This is a genomic window from Rhizobium favelukesii (assembly GCF_000577275.2).
Classification (GTDB): domain Bacteria; phylum Pseudomonadota; class Alphaproteobacteria; order Rhizobiales; family Rhizobiaceae; genus Rhizobium; species Rhizobium favelukesii.
In genome coordinates this window covers 1-16949 of sequence record NZ_CBYB010000003.1, presented here as the reverse complement: position 1 = coordinate 16949, position 16949 = coordinate 1, and the positions used below count along the sequence as shown (strand labels likewise).

Genomic DNA, 16949 nt, shown 5'->3' with positions numbered 1-16949 from the left:
CGCCTCTCGAGGTTCTGGTCAATGCCAACGTTGGGAGCAAGGATGACGACCTTCAGCCTGGTCGAGACCATGAGCGGTCGGAGTCGTCATGTCCTTTATGATCACCATGTCGCAGAAAGAATTGCATCGCCTCGAAGTCATCCAGAAGATCCGTGATGAACGCCTGAGCGTTGTCCAGGCTGCCGAGCAGCTCGACCTCAGTCGAAGTCAGGTCCATCGGCTACTACAGGCCTATGACCGGGATGGTCCAGCTGGCCTGGTTTCGAAGAAGCGATCGCAGCCGAGCAACCGGCGCCACAGCGAGGAGTTTCGCAATGCGGCGCTGGATCTGATCCGCGAGCGCTATCCGGATTTCGGTCCGACACTAGCGCGCGAGAAGCTGATTGAACTGCATCATATTTCGGTCGCCAAGGAGCTGCGTAAATGGATGACAGAGGCCGGCATATGGGTCTCGCGACGCGAGCGTAAGAAGCGGGTTTTCCAGCCACGCGGCCGGCGCGATTGCTTTGGTGAGCTGGTGCAGATCGATGGGTCGCATCACTGGTGGTTTGAGAATCGCGGCCGCAAATGCGCTCTGCTTGTCTATATCGATGACGCCACCGGCAAGTTGCTGCATCTGCGGTTCGCTGGGTCAGAGAACACGTTCGACTATTTGCATGCGACAAAGGCTTATCTGCAGCAATGGGGCAAGCCTCTGGCCTTCTACAGCGACAAGCACGGCGTTTTCCGCAGCACGCATGCGTCGGAGAAGGACCGGACGAGCGGACTGAGCACTTTATGAGCTGAACATCGACATCATCTGCGCCAATACCCCGCAAGCAAAAGGCCGCCTAGAACGCGCCAACCAGACGCTGCAGGACCGGCTGGTCAAGGAATTGCGGCTTCGTGGCATCGATACGATCGAGGCGGCCAACGCTTATGCATCAGAATTCATTGCGGATTTCAATTCCCGCTTTGGCAAACCGCCACGCAATCCGAAGGATATGCACCGGCCGCTGGCCGAGCATGAGAACCTCGATGGCGCCATGTGCCGCAAGGAAGTGCGCACGCTGTCGCAATGCCTGACGCTGCGCTACGACAAGGTGCTGTTCATTCTTGATCCGACGACTGGATATTTCGGTCGTTCATGCCAAAGAAGGCGAAGTTTCGTTGCAGCTTAAGCCCCACGAAGGCCTCAGGAATCCGCTTGGGCTCATTGCGGGAGGAGCAATCGCAACCCTCCTCGACACCGCCCTAGCCTGGGCTTGCGACACTTGCGTGCCCAGCGGTAAGGTGTCCACCACCATTGAGCTAAAGGTGAATTTCTTGCGGCCGGTGTCGGTCAGCGGAGGGACAGTCGTCGCAACCGCTCGCGTAATTCATGCAGGTAATCGCATATTGGTAGCCACGGCAGACCTGAGACAAATGGACATAGATGGTGCTCAAGCTCGCAATTGCGCTGTAGCGACGGCCACGTGTATGATCATACCTGCTACGGGATAGGAAGGCACGGAGCATACGTGGATGATGGATAATCAGCCACGTCGTTCGTGCGCAGCTGTTCATCAGCGAAATCGGCACCTTGTTGCCGATCGCGCTGTGTGGCCGGAACTCGTTATAGTCTCTACTTTCCAATCCTCCATCTTCGCCCGCGCGTCGTCAAGGCTCATGAACCAATGAGCGTTCAGGCACTCGGCGCGGAACTTGCCCTTGAAGCTTTCGATGTAGCTGTCACGTCAGATCATCATGAGGGCCTTCAGGCGAGCCCTTTCCCCAAAGGACCGGCAATGCGCGTCAGAGGAGGGCCGAAGCGTTGCGCAAGAGCTTGCCGCCGCAGTTAAGCCCCGCGGCGGACAGATAATATATTTTGCCATATACAATTAAATATATCTTTAAACTGTATTGCAACAAAAAATGCCATGCATTAACTGTGTTTTTGAAACCAAAATAGAGATAATAGAATGCCTATCATTGCTAGAAATCTAATCTATAATGTTATTTCCGACGCAATTTCAGAGATAAACGATACGCGGCATGAGAACATTTCTGTAAATGAGCTTGATAACATCTCATTATACGGAGACAGCGGCGTTTTTGACTCTATGGGCCTGGTGAATTTTCTGGTCCTTGTCGAAGAAAAGCTCGACGACAAATTCAACCTCGTATTGTCCCTTACATCGGAGAGGGCTGTTTCCCGGCGCATCAGCCCGTTTCGCAACATTGTATCCCTGGTCGACTTCATCTTCGAGGAAATCGAACCGGTCGCCGCGTCCTGACTTCCGGCGCAAGGGCAAAAGCGCAGTGGTCTGACAGCAAATTTCCGCTTGGAGGTGTCGCTTGGACGTAATGATTAGACTTGCCAAGAAGATCGACACCTTCGCGGTCCATCGTCTCCTATCCAAGTCCTCTTTGAATTCGCGCAGTCTTTCACTCGATGCCCGTCGGCGGATGTTTGAGGGCGTTTGGGGCGGCGAGGACACCAGTCCGGGCTACGTGATGGAAGCCGAGGGCCGTGTGGTCGGCTTCATGGGAACGCTTTTCACCAATCGACGCATCAAGGGAAAGGTGCACAAGTTCTGCGAGATCCACAGCTGGTATGTCGAGGCTCCCTACCGGAACCAGAGCCTGCTTCTCCTAATGCCAGCCCTTTCCAATCGCAACGTCACTCTGCTCAACTACACTCCGACACCCGCGGTCCACGAAATCGGTAAGAAGTTCGGGTTTCAGGACCTCGAGAAAAATTTGGTCCTGCTTTATCCGGCGCCGACCGGTTTTGCACGCCTTACGATCATTCGCGACAAGGCACGTATTCCGGACTATCTGTCCAAGGAAGACGCGCGCATCTTCTACGACCATCGCGACGTCGAATGCCATCATATGATCGTCCTCGTATCCGGGCGACCATCTTCGCCCCTTTATCTGATCATTAAATCGATGCGTCGACGTTGGTTCGAGCCTTTCGGGCGCGTCCTTTATGCAAGCGACAAGCAGGCTTTCACGCAACTTGCCGGCGCTTTGCGCTGGCGCCTGTGCCTACGCCACCGCTGGCAATGCCTCGTCGCCGACGAGCGCGACATGGACATTCCCAATCTGCCGCGTTTCAGCCGTCTGTTAAAGCGAGAAGTGCCTTCCCAATTCAAGTCCAAGACATTGCAAGCGGAGGAAATCGCTCCCCTCTATACCCTGCCCCTGCTCATCGGCTATAGGCTGCATTGACGATGATCGTTCTCGTAACGGGCGCCAGGACAGGGATAGGACGCGGGATATCCGAGCATTTGGCGCGGGCCGGCCATACCGTGCTGGGCTGTAGCCGGCGCGTGCCTGCTTCACTGCCAGAGGGATATCGCCATTACCAAGCGGATGTGACCGATAACTCTTCCTTGAAAGCGATGTTTCAGACCATCCGCAAGGACTACGGGCATATCGACGCCTTGGTCAACAATGCGGGCACGGCCGCCATGGTTCCGTTCATGCTGACAAGCGATAGCGTCGCACGCGGCATCTTCGATCTTAATGTATTCGCAACTATGGCATGCTGCCGCGGGGCCATCAAGCTGATGCGCCGCAGTGCGGCGCCCTCGATTGTCAACATTTCATCGGTGGCGGTTCGCTATTCGCTGGAAGGTCAGCTTGCCTATGCCGCCAGCAAGGCGGCGATCGAACAGATGACGCGCACGCTCAGCCGCGAGGTTGCGGCCATGCGAATTCGCGTCAACACGCTGGGCCTGCCGCCCGTGCGAACCGCCCTCACCCGTTCGGTCCATAGGGCCAAGATCGAAGCCCTGATCGAACGCCAGGCGATCAAACGCGAGTGCGCGATGGATGATATCGTGGGCCCTGTCGACTTCCTGCTTTCCGACTCCGCCCGCTTCGTTACGGGCGAGACCCTCTACCTTGGCGGGGTGCACTGATGAACGCGCAGTGGCTGAACCAACTGGCGCAACGCGGCGACGCGCCGGCTCTCATTGAGAACGAGCTTGAGATTAGCTACCGCGAACTTGCCAGGCGAATCGTGCAAATGGTAGCGGAACTCAGCGAAGCCGGGGTGAAGGCGGGCGACACGGTCGTTCTCAACGGCGACTATTCGCTGCCAACTATTGCCGCGCTCTTCGCCCTGGCTTCCCTTCGCGCGGTTGCAGCGCCCATTACCACCTTGACACCGGTGGCCCTCGAGACGATGCGGCAAGATTGCGGCGCGCGCTATCTCTACCGCTCCGGCGGTGATCCGGAGTTGGAAGCCCTTGAGGGCGGCCCCTCCCATCCCCTTCAGGCGCGCCTGCGGGCCGCCGACGCCGCCGGCCTAGTTCTCGTGTCGAGCGGCAGCACGGGCAAACCCAAGGCGATCCTGCATAACCTGGACAGCCTACTCATCAGGCGCAAGGCGGCGCGGCCGGGGCGGGGCCTGCGCATCCTGCTTCTTCTGATGTTCGACCATATCGGCGGCATCAACACGCTGATCAACACGCTGTTTTCCGGCGGCACGGCCGTTGTCGTCCCCAAACGCACGCCTGCTACGGTATGTCAGCTCATCAGTGATCATCAGGTCCAGATCCTACCCGGTAATCCCACCTTCCTCAATCTTATCCTGATGGGGCGGTTTCACGAGCGTTTCGACTTGTCGAGCCTGCGCCTGATTACTTACGGCACCGAGCCGATGCCGGCCCAGCTTCTGCTGCGCATCCGGGCCGCCTTCCCCAAGACCCGACTGCTGCAGACTTTCGGAACCTCGGAGACGGGCATTGCCCGCACGCAGAGCGCCTCGTCCGAGAGCACGCGCTTTCGCATCGCCGATAGCGACTATAAGCATCGCATCGTCGACAGCGAGTTGTGGTTGCGCTCCAAGACTCAATTCCTCGGCTATTTGAACAACAGTACCGAAGCTGTCACGGACGATGGCTGGTTCCGCACCGGCGATCTCGTCGAGGCCGGCGAAGACGGCTATCTCACTATTCTCGGGCGGGTCAAGGAGGTCATCAATGTTGGTGGCGAAAAAGTGCTGCCGCTGGATCTGGAATCCTTGCTTCTCGAACATCCTCTGGTAGCCGATTGCGTCGTCTACGGTGCAGCTAATGCCATTACTGGGCAGATGGTCTGTGCCGACATCCAGCCTACCCGGAGCATCGACAAGGCGGAACTGCGCCGCGAGATTCACGGCTTTTTGAAGGACCGTGTGGAGCGCTTCAAGCTGCCTGGCCGTATCCGTTTGGTCGAAGCCGTCGAAGCTTCGGAGCGTTTCAAGAAGCTGAGGACCCGCGCATGAAGCCGGTTTTGCTGATCGGGGCGGGCAAATTCGCGCTCGAGATTGCCCATTACCTCGAGGATTGCGTCAGGGCCAGCGCGTTCAAGCTTGAGCTTGCCGGGTATGTCCCGCTTGCCGGCGACGCCATTGCCGCACCGCAAGCATCGATCCGGGAAGGACCCTGGGAAAGCCTGTGGAACGGGGAGGCGGCATTGGTGCTCGCCAGCTCTGACCCCGACCAGCGGGCCGGTTTTCTCGATGATCTCGACCCGATCCAGCGCGACAGGTTCATCACTTTCGTGCATCCCAGCGCCACGGGTGATGGCATTCCCCAGCACGCGCGGGGGACGATCATCGGGCCGCACTGCCATGTCGGCGTAAACACGCGGATCGGCGATTTCTGCGTGCTCAACTATCTCCTGTCTATCGGACACCATTCAGAGATCGGGGAAGGCAACTTCTTCTCGCCCGGCTTTCATTGCGGCAACAGCGTCAGCATCGGCCGGCGCAATTTCTTCGGCTTGGGCTGCGTCGTAGGCCCGGGCGTACAAGTCGGCCACGCCAACCGCATCCAGGCCGGCTCGCTTATTCTTGAGACCATCGGCAATGCGATGGTGTGCGTCCCAACCCAACGAACCAAATTCATACCGAGCGAAGGAGCCTGACATGTCACGGCGTAAGATTCTCATCATGGGCGCGGGACCGGCCGGATCCGTGGCCGCTCTCAGCCTGCTTAAGCTCGGCCACGACGTGGAACTGTTCGAGCGGGAGGTGTTCCCGCGTTACCGAGTGGGAGAGTCCTTCCTTCCGGGTACCATGTCGATCCTCAACCGGCTTGGGCTCCAGCAGCAGATCGACGATGCGGGCTTTGTGAAGAAGCCTTCCGCCACGTTCTTGTGGGGTCAGGACCAGGCGCCGTGGACCTTCTCGTTCTCAACGCCGCGCGTTGTCGACTGGGTCTTCGACCATGCCATCCAGGTCAAGCGCGAAGATTTCGACCACCTCCTGCTTAATGAAGCACGGCATCGGGGCGCCAAAGTGAATGAAGGCACGCCGGTTCTCGATGTTGATGTTAGAGCCGATGGTGTGGGCATGAAGATCAAGCGCAATGGCGAGCGCGAATACGTCGCCGGCGACTATCTCATCGACGCGTCAGGCGCCAGCAGCCCTCTAGTGCACAAATTGAACCTGCGGCGCTACGATGCCTTCTACCGCAACCTCGCCGTCTGGTCCTATTTCCGCTGCCCAGAACGCTTCAAGGGCGATCTGCGCGGTACGACCTTCTCGATCACGTTCGAAAGCGGCTGGGTCTGGATGATCCCGCTCAAGGGCGACCTCTACAGCGTCGGCTGCATTGTCGACCAAAGCGAAGCCGCCAAACTCAGCGAACTCGGCCCCACGGAGTTCTATCGCCAGACCTTAGCCAAGTGCCGCCGCGCTATGGAGATTCTCCGCGATTCCGATCAGGTCGACGAAGTGCGCGTCGTGCGCGACTGGTCCTATGACACGACTCTGTTTTCGCGGGACCGCTTCTTTCTGTGCGGTGACGCGGCCTGCTTCACCGATCCGCTGTTCTCGCAGGGCGTGCATCTGGCGACTCAGTCTGCGGTCTGCGCCGCTTCCGCGATCGACTATCTCAGCAGCAATCCGGACACCAGCACCAGCGTGCACGAGTGGTACGCCAAAAGCTATGGAGAGACCTATGAGCAGTATCACGAATTCCTTGCCTCTTTCTACACATTCGCCTCCTTCACCGAACCGGATTCCGAATTCTGGAACCGGCGGCGCATCGCTGAAAGCTCGGATGAGCGGTTCGAGCGCCGCAACTGGTTTCACCGGTTGAGCGAAAAGGCCGCTTCCACCGGTGATTGGGAGATCGGCGATTTCCGCGATCGCGCTTCGAGCATGGTCGCCGTCGGCCGCCACCATCGCCAGCACCTCTCGGACGACTTTTCTGACGAGGAACTGATAACCGCCCGCGTGGCCTGGATTTCGCGCCTGACCAAGCAGCTCAGCTCGATCAGCAAGATCGACTGGAACGGCCGCGACGTCGTGCTTGAGCCTTATTACAAGGTCAATCCGCAAAGCTTTAAGCTTGAGCCCAAGCAGGTGCTGTCCAACGGCGATGGGCGGCATATGACCAAATACACGGCGGACGAGAGCTTCAAGACAATCTTCGAGGATTTGAAGGAGCAATCGTTCGACTACAAGACCCTGATTCGCCGCCTCAGTGAGAACGGCGCGGCCGATACTAGTTCGCAGATCGTGATCCGTCTATTCGAGGCCGGCCTCTTGTCGGGGTACGACGCCAAGGGCGATTGGGTGCACATCCAGGACCGCCTGCGCTTCGATGGGGTCGGCGTGGAATACGAGGTCTAAGGGTCAAGCCATGCGCACCATCTTCATTGCGGGCATCGGCAACTCCGAAGATGAGCATTGGCAACGGCACTGGCATCGTCATCTGGCGGACAGCATCTGGTTGGAGCACGCCGATTGGGACCGTCCCGAATGCGACCAGTGGGTGAGAGACCTTGACGATCTCCTGGTCTCGGTCCCGGGTCCCAAATTCCTGGTCGCCCACAGCCTGGGCTGCCTGGTCGCCGTCGCATGGGCGCAGCGGCATCGCGACGACAGCGTCGTCTCGGCCTTTCTCGTGGCGGTGCCCGATCCCGACGGCCCGACGTTTCCTGTCGAGGCCACCGGCTTTGCACCGATCTTGCGCCAGCCCCTCCCATTACCGGCCACCATGATCGTCAGCGATGATGATCCATACAGCACCCCAGCCTATAGCCGCGCCGTGGCCGAAGCTTGGCAGACGAGGGCGATCGAGATCGGCCACAGGGGGCACATCAATCTTACTTCCGGCCTCGGCTTTTGGCAGGAGGGGTGGGACCACTTCGAACGCCATCACAAACAAAGCGCCCAAGGAGCCTGAAAGCGACGCGAGCGGGGTCTTTGAGCATGTCATGGAGGTAATAATGCAGTTGCAATTTGACCCGGTGATGATGGTCAAGCCTCGGCAGATCCAACTTCCCTATGGTCCGACTTGCCGTCTACGCTTAGGACGAGCCGCTTATGACGGCGTGCTCCATGCCGCAGGCATCGATCTTTGGGCCGTGACGACCCAGGACAGGCGCCTGCTACGACGCCTGCGAGAGGCCGAGGCGCTGAGCCTTTCTCTGGCATGCGACGGCAGCGGCAGCGGTCTTCGCTTGTCCGACTTTACGGTAGACGAAGAGATCGGCCGCATCCTGTTTCGCCTGAGCGATCCATTGAAAAACGGCGCGGAACCTACTTGGCTCGAGCACTCCGTATCCACGGTTGTGCGTGCGCCCTGTCTGTTTCGGAGGGTAGCGGAAGCCGATCTCGCCGCTGTTTCGCCCTTCGAGTTGGTGTTGCGTTTGATCGAACCTGACGGCTTCCTCGTGCCCAGCGCCGTGATCAGCCTCGAAGTTCATCGCCCCTGGGGCGGACGCTTCAATATCCGGGGCCGCGTTGTCCATCGGGCTGAACTGGACGGCGGCAGTCAGCTCGTCATTCGCCCGGAGAGAGTGCCGGACAAGGCCGCGGCCGGCTGGCTGGCCGTCTGCGAGAGCGATACCTTCGGCATCCGCCAGTTGCGCATGAACGGGCTGTCGGCACGGGGCGCCGGTCGCTTCCTCAGAATCAGTCGCTGCAGTACCGTAGCCGACTGGCACAATGTCGTTCGCTTGCGGCGAATTGCCAACCAGTTCTTCGGGCGTCATCAGGAGGCGGATGACGATACGATATGGACCGATGAACTGGATGACAATTCCCTCAGCCTTCTGGTCTGGCTTGGGCGCAATCCCGTGGGTACCGGTCGGCTGGTCTTCAACGGAGGAGACCGGCGGCTGAGTGAAATCGAAGCATCGAGCCCCCTCCCCGACTGGGTGTGGGCCGAGCGCTTCCTGGAGGTGTCCCGCGTAGCGATCGACGCGGATCACCGTAGCGCTGGCGTGATGATCGCCATCTTCCAGGAAGTGGGCCGGATTGCCCTGGAGACGAATTGCCGCTACCTCGTGCTCGATGCAATCGAAAAACTGGTGCCGATCTACGAAAAGGTGGGGGCGGTCCACCTCCCAAACACCAAGAAGCACCCTTTCAGCGACGAAACGGTGCATGTCATGGTAATCGATATTCGACGTTCTCTGACATCGATCGATCGGCGCTTGCTCTATTGGCTCGCCGTGTTTGGCCCGGCACTGCGCAGCCATCTCAGGTTGTTTGGCGCGCGCCATACGCGCGCAATTCTCAACCGCGGCATCCAAATCGGTTTCACTGTCAAGCAGGCCCTGGCCCGTGCCCTCTTCTTCCGTTCGATTTGAACCGCGGGCGCGTGCGCTGGCAAGGCGGCGTACTCGTAGCATTCACGAGGCATCGATGTCGCTCCTGCCGGTTCACCTGCACTTCATAGGAGAAGTCGAGGCAACGGCCCTGACGCAAATGCTTGGCGCATCGCTCGATCGCCTAGGACAGCGGCAGGTCCACCTACGATTGGAGAGGCACGCCGTTTCGCCGCGCCGACAATGAAGGTGTCGAAGATGCGCCGCGACAAAGGCACGAGCCAGAGCAATGATCACCCATTGCTCTGGTTTTGCTGTTGCGCAGGCGATGTCACGTTATCAGCAGCTTAACGGTTGATGGATAATTCGGCTGAGATGAACTCGCCGACTCTCAGTTACAAGAACCACCGCTTTCCACTGCAGATCATCGCCCGTGCGATCTGGCTGTATTTCCGGTTCCCTTTGAGCCTGCGGCTGGTCGAGGAAATGCTGTTGGAGCGCGGCATTGTCGTGTCTGACGAAACGATACGGCGATGGAGCCGCAAATTCGGGGCGGCTTACGTCAAGCAGTTGCGCAGAAGGAAGCCGTCGCGAACGGATATCTGGCATTTGGACGAGGTCGTGATTTCCATCGGTGGCCGAAAACATTGGCTTTGGCGTGCCGTTGACCAGGACGGTTACGTCCTCGACGAGATCGTCCAAGCCCGCCGCGATACCAAAGCTGCCAAGCGATTGCTGGTCAGACTGTTGAAGAAGCAAGGCCTGACGCCGAAGCGCATCGTTACCGACAAACTGCGCTCATACGGAGCGGCAAAACGGGACGTGATGCCCGCTGTCGAACATCGATCGCACAAGGGGCCTGAACAATCGTGCGGAGAATTCTCACGTGCCACTTCGAAAACGAGAACGGATGATGCAGGGATTTCGATCTGTCGGCGGCTTGCAACGTTTCATCTCGGTCTTCTCAGCGGTCTGCAATCTATTCGTCGCACCGCAACAGAAACGCTCAGCCCTAGCCACCCAGCCATCGAATTTACGTCCCTTGAAGCACTCTACGATGCCTTCCAAGCTGACATGGAAAGGATGCTCAGATGACAACTTTGACTGTGCGCTTGAGTACCGTAGCGGATGCCAAAATCCCCTTTGTCGAGGCCGGAAGGCGGGCGCTTTCCGGTGAGACCGCTAAGGCCGTGCCTTCGGTCAACTTTACCTCCTACGATGACATACACCGAGTGCTCGCTCCCTCCCGCCTCGCTATCGTCAAGGCGCTCGCTGGACAGGGAGCTTTGTCGATCCGCGAAGTTGCTCGACGGGTCAATCGCGATGTGCAGGCCGTTCATCGTGACGTGACGACTCTCGTCAACGCTGGCGTCATCGACCGGACAGAAAATGGGATCGAGTTTCCCTATGATCGCATTCATTTCGAATATGATGTGAGCGCCGCAGCCTGATGAGGAAACGATCGAGACTCATCCGATTACGAAGGAAACGATCTTTGCGTTGTTCAACCGTGGCGTTGGCGCGCTTGTTAAACACTATGAGATCATTGATGTTATCGATTGACGTTCGAGAGGCGGCCGCCTTTGGCGGCCGCTGATATTTTGAGCGCGCTCGAAGAGTATCTGCCCGTCGGGGGTCAGTGTAAGGGCGCGCGTCGACGATCCAACTTCGACCGTGCGCACAAACGAGATCAATCCCGACACATCTAAAGCCGAAGGGGTGTCCCTCACCAGCCCCGATCTGCCCTTGCAACTCGAACCAGCCGGTCAGATCGGGGCTGGAGTGCGACCCGCTTGAAGCGCTTGAGCTTGCCGACGGCCTGTTCGATGCGAGCGCGACCTTTGTAGATTGCCTTTGCGAAGAAGCCCGGCTTTCCCTTCGCTTCGAGGAGTAGCCGGTCATCGCGGCCCTTGTCGCCGCGGCGCGGTGACGATGCGCGGAAAATCTCAAGCGCCACTCTCCAATCGTCTTCTGTCATCTTCGTGCTCATGCCGACCTCCAAATCAGTCGGCACTCCATGAATCAGACAGAGCTCAAGTCAGGAATCCTAAAGGCCCACATGCGGCAAACCTTGCGACAGGATTTCGGCCATTCGGTCAGGGCGTTTGGTGAGAGTCTGGTAGGTGTGTCGAGGAGTCGATCTCATCACCTCCCATACGGGCGTACATGACGGGTCTGACGTACAGAGGCCGGCTGATCGGTGGTTCGGGTTCGCTCAAATCTCCATGGATCACCAGGGAGGCCATCGCCGTTCCATGAACACGAAGTCCGACAGAGCGGGCGTCGAGGCTTGCCGGATCGTCGAACTGCAGGCGGCCGCGAAGATGCGTATAGCTGCAAAAGAGGAACTGCATCGTAAGCGCGCTTTTCAGTGCACGTCGTAAATCGCTTTGAAGGGCGTCGGCTTATGCTGGCTGGCTTTTGAAGTTGAAGGGCAGCAGGTCGTCGATATCAGCATCGTCGGGGCGCTGCGGCAGTTCGGTGAGAACGTGCTTCAACCATGCGAATGGCTCGACGCCACAGGCCCGGCAGGTCAGCATTAAGCTGTAGATGACGGCACTGGCTTTGGCCCCCTGGACTGTATCGCTAGAGGATGACGCCGCAGCATCTCGTCGTAAACGGCGACCGCACGAATGCCGGGAGCCGCCTTGAGAAGCGGAACGATCTCTGCATCAAAGATATGCTCAAGCGGATCAGGGCGACGCCGACCGCGCGGCGGCTTGCTCTGCGATGGAAGGCGCTGCTCTTTCTCAATGCGGAAAGCCGTTGCCCGGCTGATCGACGCCTTCGCGGCGGCGACTTCAATAGAATGCGTTTGTCGGTACTTCATGAATAATCTCATCTGATGGCCCCAGTACATTATTGGGACCCAGATATACGGTAGGCTATTTTCGGCTCAGGATGGTGCCATCCTGATCGGCAGGAAGCCTTCCTTGTCGACCTCAAGGGCGTCAGACCACACATAATCGCCGGTAATATTGATATGGTCCCAGCCCAACGGCGACAGTTTGGAAATCATCTTCTCATCGAATGGCCTGCCTTGCCGGCGCATGGCCTCCGTGATCCGTCCGAGATACCGGCAGTTGAAGAGAACGATAGCGGCCGTGACAAGATTGAGGGCTGCGGCCCGGCTCGCCTGATTTTCATGGCTCCGGTCCCGGAAGCGTCCCAGGCGATGGAAGGCGACGGCGCGGGCAAGGGTGTTTCGTGCTTCGCCCTTGTTGAGTTCTGCGGTGACGAGTTGCCGGAGAGCGGGATCCTCAAACCACCGTAAGGTGAAGAGGGTGCGTTCGATGCGCCCGATTTCGCGCAAGGCCGCCGCCAGACTGTTCTGCTGCCGGTAGGCGGACAGCTTCTTCAGGATAAGGGAAGGTGTGACCACCTTGTCGGCGAGTGCCCGGATTACCTTGCCGATTTCATCGGCATGCCCCAGGATTAGGCGAGAGTCGAGGCTTAAAGGAGCGGCCCAGCAGCGCTGCGATGGCGAAGACGATATCGGAAACCCCGCCGCCATCGACATGCAACGCCCCGATGTCGACGTTGCTTTCGTGGCCCAGAATGCCATCCAATGCATGGATGGGTTCACCAGCGGTGCCAGCGATGACCTTCTGATGAAGCGGCGCATAGCGATCGGTGATCGTGGTGTAGATTTTCACGATCGGGTCACGGCCATAGTGCCTATTGATTGCGCCGCCAGCTTCGCCCGGACCACCGAGATAATAGGCCTGTCCATCGGCGGAAGCGCGCCAGCCTTCGCCAAACCAGACCGATAGCGGCTCGGCATGAATTGCATCGGTCATGCTCGCCAACGCGGCGCGGTAGGTGTCCTCTCGCATGTGCCATGTCTGCATACGCAGCAACGCCCGCCGGGTGACCGTACCGCACATTTCGGCCATTCGTGACAGGCCGAGATTGGTCGCTTCAGCGATCAATGCGGCCATGAAGGCGCGCTGATCCAGAGGTGGCAATCCGGTGGAGGCATGGGAGAAATGCTCGGTGAAGTCGGTCCAGTGGTTGACATGATCGAGCAGGTCGGTAATCCGTATCCGCGGCATCATGGAGTATAACCTCGCCGTGACGGCACGCGTTTGTTCCTGCTCGTTGTCGCCTCTTGGCTCCTTGGGGAAGCGGAGCTTTCCATCGGCGAATATCGCTGCATCCTTGCCAGATAGGTGACGTTCCGTGTTCAGAAGAGCAGCATCGAGCGCAGCCATTCGGTCTGCAAGATAGTCTTCGGCATTGAAAGCGTGAACCAGAGTGACCGGTTGCGCCGGAGTTGCCGGTGAAGCGGGCGCGAGGAGCTTTTCGAGCGGGCGGTGAATCCTCGATATCTCAACCCACACGCCGCTCGCACGCGCATTGGCCAGGATGAAGTAGGTGGCCAGTTCGTAATAGGAGCGGTCAATGGAATTGTCGGTAAAGACATACCGGGACCACCGCCGCTCAAGGTGGCCAAGCGGAACGTCGGCAGGTAGCGGTTTACGACGGTCACCACCAATCCCGCCCAACAGGGCGATTGCGGCAAGGAGCGGCTGCACGGCGCGACCGCCTTCAAACGCAAAGCTGCTCAGGAACCGGGCGCCGATCTTCTTGAACACGTGGTATTCGGGCGCAAGCTCGCCGAGCACGTCCGGCCTTCCAGGGCGAAGTGTTCGCCGGATGATAGCCGCATCATCTGCGATGGTTTCCAGGGGCGCGGTCGCAGTGACGGCAGCCGTGACATCGGCTTCGGCTCGCACGGCAGTCACCACAGCCTCAAGCACCTCGGCGATCCGAAGAAGCCGGACACGCCCCTGTTCCGCAGATGCTGCGATCGTTTCCTCAAGCCGCTTTTTGGCGCGCAGGTTGGCACGACCGACGAGTGCCTGGAACATCGACAACGCCGCATCGGTCAAGGTAATCGCCAACTCGCTCAAGGTCGCTATCATGATCGCATGTCGGCGTGGTGCAGTCATCTGCTGGAACGCTTGCGCTGTATAGCGGCTCCCTTCCTTGGCCATTTGAGCCATGCGTTGATTGAGGTGGAGCGGCAAGCGTGCCGGTACATCGCCAACGATGCTGCGAACAAGCTCGAGCTTGTCGAGAATCTCGGCCAGCAATCGTGCGCCTACGCCTCCAGCCGGCGCACGCAGCCACGACAAGCGACTTTGCTGGCGATGAACCTTGGCGGACAAAAGCACGTCCATCTGATCGCATTGTGGTGGTGATAGAAGCCCCCCGATCTCGGCAATCGCCGCGAGGTCAGCAGAATGCATCGCCGTGGCGGCTAAACGTTCGACGACGCTGATACCAGGGATGATGATCCTTCCAGCCCGCATCCATTCGATCAGCCGATCGAGAAGCACCCGGCCATCGGTCAAGCCGACGGCTTCGTTTCGAGCCCAGGCGGCAAGTTCGACCCGCAATGGTTGGCTCAAATCACGGAAGCCGTGGCGCTCTTTGATCGCGGTCAACTGTTCGTATCGCGTTGCGTCGCGGCGGGCAAACAGCGCGATGACATCAGCGTCGGCCTGAACCTGATCGGCAATGTGATCGAGCATGATACCGGGCAGCAGCTCGCCGCGGCTGAGATATCGGCCAGGGAACCGCAGGCAGCAGAGTTGGAGTGCATAGCTTAGGCGGGTTTCCGGCGTCCGGCATTGATTGAGGGCAGCAAGATCATCTGGGCCGAGCATATGGTGACGCAAGACCTCGGCTTCCGTCTCCGGCAATGTCAGCAGTGCATCCCTCTGTTTCCTGGTCATGGAAATTCGCGGTGGCATTCCATATCCTTTCAAAAATTACTTGCCTTACGAGGCCATATTGAAACAGGATTGTGAAAGGGTTTTCGTCTTGTTTCATCGGTGTAGCCAGAGCGCTTACACAAACGACCGGTTATGAAAGGACCCCGATGCTGATCGGCTACGCCCGGGTGAGCAAGGGAGACGAGCAATCGAACAAGGCCCAGGCCCGCGCCTTGTCCGAGGCTGGGTGCGCCGCGTGTTCGAAGAAAAGGCGTCCGGCGGCCGCTGGGATCGACCCCAACTGCACCTCATGCTCGATCAGTTGCGCGACGGCGACACCGTGGTCGTCTGGAAGCTGGATCGCCTATCGCGCTCGTTGAAAGACGTCCTGCATTTGATGAACCGCATTACCAACGCGGGAGCAGGGTTCCGGTCCCTCACAGAGGCGATCGACACAACCACGGCGGCAGGGCGAATGATGATGCAGATGGTGGGATCCTTTGCGGAGTTCGAACGCGCCATGATCCGGGAGAGGACCACGACCGGACTCGCTCAGGCGCGTGCCGAAGGGCGAATTGGGGGACGCCGTAAGAAGCTCGACCCAAAGAAACGTCGGGAAATCGCCGAGAGCGTCTTGTCAGGCCGCAAAAGCGGCGCCGAAATGGCGAGACTTTACGATATTAGCGAACCGACGGTTTCGCGCATCGTTGCTGAACATCGCCAGAATATGGAGGCCTTCCATGCCGACCAGCCATGACCTCAAAGGTCTGATGAAGTTCCTTGCCCGCGATGAATGGCGCGAATGCTTCGAGGAAGTGTTTGAGGATCATTTCGGGCCGGTCCTGGATGCCGGCGACATGGACTTCGAGGACATTGCCGAGATCCTCGGCGAGGTTTGGGCCATGACGCTCTGGGGCTGCGCCTTCGAGGATTTCCTGACTCAAGACTTCGAGGTCGAGGGCGGCAACATCGTCGACGAATACCTCAAACGTCGCGGCTGGAAGGAAAATGCCCAGGCAAAAACCTATATGAAGGCGCTGCGCACTTCCGTCATGAGCCTTTACGAAGTAAGTGAGATCGTGCCGGGCAACTCGCTCATCGCGCGCGACCTTGTTCGCGGTGGCGAGCCGATCGCGGTCAGTGAGGGAACGGCCACCAAAACGCTTAAGCAATGGGACCGGATCGCCGCCCGCATTGTGCCGGTTATGGGCAGAAACGTCTTTGCCGGCGGCCTGTTGCCGTTCACTCCCCAAGCCACAGACGCGCTGTTTGATGGCCTGCGCCAGATGTTCGGGAAAAAGAATGCAAAGAAGCTGTCGGTCATCAAGGACGAGGAGCTTCAGGCAGCGGCCTCCATGTTCACACTTTCATGGCTGTTCGATACGCTTGAGCGCGCCATGCGGCTGCCCTCGATCCAGAACGCGAATGGTGATGAGCTCATATTCCACGACGTCAGATTTCCGCTCGCCTCCGGAGTTACCCAGAAGGATATTGCCGCACGGGTGAGCAGCATTCTCGGCATGTCGCAGGAAAACGCAAAACTCTGGAACTGGCTTGAGCAAAAGCCGAAGCATGACGCCCGCAAGCGCAGTGCCCCATCCTTCGACACCACGATGGACAACGGCGCGCGGGTGCTGGGAAATATTGAATTGAAGGGGAAATTCCTGCACCTGGCGACCAACTCGGCAGAGCGCGCGCAAGATG

General features: G+C 58.9%; 12 protein-coding genes and 8 pseudogenes. 14 read left to right on the top strand and 6 right to left on the bottom strand.

Annotated features, from left to right (window positions below):
- Nucleotides 1-88: 88 nt before the first annotated feature.
- Together LPU83_RS05020 and LPU83_RS75585 are read left to right on the top strand one after the other, a co-directional pair.
- Nucleotides 89-1106: pseudogene (locus LPU83_RS05020) on the top strand (ISNCY family transposase); the annotation flags it as partial.
- Nucleotides 1096-1482 carry a PaaI family thioesterase gene (locus tag LPU83_RS75585; protein ID WP_157997276.1) on the top strand — a complete coding sequence of 129 codons (387 nt, stop codon included), beginning with the start codon at nt 1096-1098 and terminating at the stop codon, nt 1480-1482. The pseudogene LPU83_RS05020 and the gene LPU83_RS75585, both read left to right, overlap by 11 nt.
- Nucleotides 1483-1521: 39 nt before the next feature.
- On the opposite strand, the pseudogene LPU83_RS04290 reads toward LPU83_RS75585, so the two are convergent.
- Nucleotides 1522-1712: pseudogene (locus LPU83_RS04290) on the bottom strand (integrase core domain-containing protein); the annotation flags it as partial.
- A gap of 228 nt (nt 1713-1940) precedes the next feature.
- Here LPU83_RS04290 and LPU83_RS04005 point away from each other — a divergent pair.
- The 10 genes and pseudogenes from LPU83_RS04005 to LPU83_RS02980 all read left to right on the top strand — a co-directional run bounded on the left by LPU83_RS04005 (nt 1941) and on the right by LPU83_RS02980 (nt 10973).
- Nucleotides 1941-2255 carry a hypothetical protein gene (locus tag LPU83_RS04005; protein WP_024318906.1) on the top strand — a complete coding sequence of 105 codons (315 nt, stop codon included), beginning with the start codon at nt 1941-1943 and terminating at the stop codon, nt 2253-2255.
- Between the two features lie 61 nt (nt 2256-2316).
- Nucleotides 2317-3195 (top strand): hypothetical protein, encoded by an 879-nt coding sequence (locus tag LPU83_RS04000; RefSeq protein ID WP_141652636.1) that lies wholly within the window; start codon nt 2317-2319, stop codon nt 3193-3195.
- A 2-nt stretch (nt 3196-3197) separates the two neighbouring features.
- A complete protein-coding gene (locus LPU83_RS03995; RefSeq protein WP_029710552.1) occupies nt 3198-3890 on the top strand; it encodes an SDR family NAD(P)-dependent oxidoreductase in 693 nt (230 codons plus the stop codon).
- A complete protein-coding gene (locus tag LPU83_RS03495) occupies nt 3890-5239 on the top strand; it encodes a class I adenylate-forming enzyme family protein (RefSeq protein WP_024318903.1) in 1350 nt (449 codons plus the stop codon). Before LPU83_RS03995 ends, LPU83_RS03495 begins: the two co-directional genes overlap by 1 nt.
- An 8-nt stretch (nt 5240-5247) precedes the next feature.
- Nucleotides 5248-5883, top strand: a complete 636-nt coding sequence (locus LPU83_RS03250) for an LbetaH domain-containing protein (protein ID WP_141652635.1) — start codon at nt 5248-5250, stop codon at nt 5881-5883.
- A gap of 1 nt (nt 5884) precedes the next feature.
- Complete coding sequence (cmlS, locus tag LPU83_RS03055; protein ID WP_024318901.1) at nt 5885-7597, top strand: chloramphenicol-biosynthetic FADH2-dependent halogenase CmlS; 1713 nt, start codon at nt 5885-5887, stop codon at nt 7595-7597.
- 10 nt (nt 7598-7607) lie between these two features.
- Nucleotides 7608-8153, top strand: a complete 546-nt coding sequence (locus LPU83_RS03050) for an RBBP9/YdeN family alpha/beta hydrolase (protein WP_024318900.1) — start codon at nt 7608-7610, stop codon at nt 8151-8153.
- A 43-nt stretch (nt 8154-8196) separates the two neighbouring features.
- The gene (locus LPU83_RS03030; protein ID WP_024318899.1) at nt 8197-9564 is read left to right on the top strand and encodes a GNAT family N-acetyltransferase; all 1368 of its coding nucleotides are present in this window, start codon (nt 8197-8199) and stop codon (nt 9562-9564) included.
- A gap of 333 nt (nt 9565-9897) precedes the next feature.
- Nucleotides 9898-10567, top strand: a pseudogene (locus LPU83_RS03025) (IS6 family transposase); the annotation flags it as partial.
- A gap of 46 nt (nt 10568-10613) precedes the next feature.
- A complete protein-coding gene (locus tag LPU83_RS02980; RefSeq protein WP_024319025.1) occupies nt 10614-10973 on the top strand; it encodes an HVO_A0114 family putative DNA-binding protein in 360 nt (119 codons plus the stop codon).
- Nucleotides 10974-11248: 275 nt separating this feature from the next.
- On the opposite strand, the gene LPU83_RS02975 is transcribed toward LPU83_RS02980, so the two are convergent.
- The 5 genes and pseudogenes from LPU83_RS02975 to LPU83_RS01770 all read right to left on the bottom strand — a co-directional run bounded on the left by LPU83_RS02975 (nt 11249) and on the right by LPU83_RS01770 (nt 15266).
- Nucleotides 11249-11512 carry a hypothetical protein gene (locus LPU83_RS02975; protein ID WP_082323332.1) on the bottom strand — a complete coding sequence of 88 codons (264 nt, stop codon included), beginning with the start codon at nt 11510-11512 and terminating at the stop codon, nt 11249-11251.
- A gap of 57 nt (nt 11513-11569) precedes the next feature.
- Nucleotides 11570-11674, bottom strand: a pseudogene (locus LPU83_RS02915) (ABC transporter ATP-binding protein); the annotation flags it as partial.
- A 253-nt stretch (nt 11675-11927) separates the two neighbouring features.
- A pseudogene (locus LPU83_RS02900) lies at nt 11928-12110 on the bottom strand (transposase domain-containing protein); the annotation flags it as partial.
- Between the two features lie 2 nt (nt 12111-12112).
- Nucleotides 12113-12382 (bottom strand): annotated as a pseudogene (locus tag LPU83_RS02895) (IS21 family transposase); the annotation flags it as partial.
- Between the two features lie 36 nt (nt 12383-12418).
- Nucleotides 12419-15266: pseudogene (locus tag LPU83_RS01770) on the bottom strand (Tn3 family transposase).
- Nucleotides 15267-15412: 146 nt separating this feature from the next.
- Here LPU83_RS01770 and LPU83_RS01755 point away from each other — a divergent pair.
- Nucleotides 15413-16002 (top strand): annotated as a pseudogene (locus LPU83_RS01755) (recombinase family protein).
- Nucleotides 16003-16102: 100 nt separating this feature from the next.
- Nucleotides 16103-16949, top strand: an 847-nt coding sequence (locus tag LPU83_RS01705; protein ID WP_483256070.1) for a DUF7986 domain-containing protein, incomplete at its 3' end; no start/stop codon positions are given.